This window comes from Vibrio sp. 1727 (assembly GCF_033344415.1).
GTDB lineage: Bacteria > Pseudomonadota > Gammaproteobacteria > Enterobacterales > Vibrionaceae > Vibrio > Vibrio alginolyticus.
Genome location: NZ_JAWPOT010000067.1, coordinates 1 through 1,295 on the forward strand (window position 1 = coordinate 1; position 1,295 = coordinate 1,295).

Sequence of the window (1,295 nt, forward strand, 5' to 3'; positions counted from 1 at the left end):
GGCGCAGGGTTGGAGGGCTTACCCCCTCAATGGTTGAGTCGTTCGCGATATGCAAAAACATATCAAGAATAGTTTCAGGTCTGGCTTGGAATAGCGCAGGTTTTCTGGCTTCAATTAACGACCCACGACGTTGAAAATCTGCATCCAAAATTTCTGCGTTTTCAGTTGCACCACCATTGATGATGGCTTGATCAAACAGTTTGAGCAGCATTTTGTTTAATTCTGCGACGCGACGAAGTGTGCGATAAAACTCTTTCATCATCATCTCGACGCCGCGATTGCCTTCACCAACATAACCGAGGTTTTCGGCCACTTGTGCTTGATGTGCGAAGGTCAAACGGTTGTCGTATCGGCGAAGTTCAATGTGCAGAGCAAAGCGGACACGCCACAAGAAGTCCTGACACTCCACCAGTTCGCGGTATTCCGCATCGGTAAGAAAGCCGTAACGGCTCATCTCTAGCAGAGATGTGGCGCCAAAGTGACGGCGCGCTACCCAGCTCAAAGTGTGAATATCGCGAAGACCTCCTGGGGTCGATTTGATGTCGGGCTCTAAGTTATAGGTCGTATCGTGGTAGCGAGCATGACGTTCGCGTTGTTCTTGGAGTTTTGCGCGGTAGAAGGTTTCGCTCGGCCAGAAAGAGTCGGATAGCACGACCTTTTTTAGAGCTTGGAATGTGTCTTCGCTGCCACAAAGCAGACGTGCTTCTTGTAAGTTAGTGGCAACCGTTAGATCGTCACGACCGATTTGTGCACATTCATTGACAGTGCGAACCGCATGGCCAACTTCCAGTTTTAAGTCCCATAGTAAGGTAATAAATTCGCTGATTTTCGCTTCTAACGCAGTCGGCAGTTTGTTGTTAGAGAGAACAAGAATGTCTATGTCGGACAACGGATGCAGTTCACCGCGACCATATCCGCCTACGGCCACTAATGAGATGTTGTAAATGTCATTAAAACCGAAGTATTGCCATAAACGCGTCAGCAGCAAGTCCATGTACTCTGCGCGAGCCAATACTAAGCTGGTCACAGGGTGATGGTTAAGAAACTCTTGTTTTTGGGTTGAGCTGAATTTTTCTAACTCTTGTTTTAGTTCGCCGATATTGATTTGTTCGTCGGAAAACGTAAGAGGGGACTGAAGTGGCATATTTGCTATCCGTGCAAGCTAAAAGTAAAGATCTACGAACCTTTCTAATTTAACAAATCTCGCGGAGATAAAAAATATCCCCGCATGAGCGGGGATATTGAAGTCATTCTTGGTTACGCATTTTTCATTAGGCGAGGAATCGTATCATCAC

Annotated in this window: 1 protein-coding gene; it reads right to left on the minus strand. The window is 46.8% G+C overall.

The genetic code is table 11. The features are described from left to right. Positions 1–1,144, minus strand: a 1,144-nt coding sequence (locus R8O10_RS23845) for a nucleotidyltransferase domain-containing protein (protein WP_318191777.1), incomplete at its 3' end; no start/stop codon positions are given. Positions 1,145–1,295 lie beyond the last annotated feature (151 nt).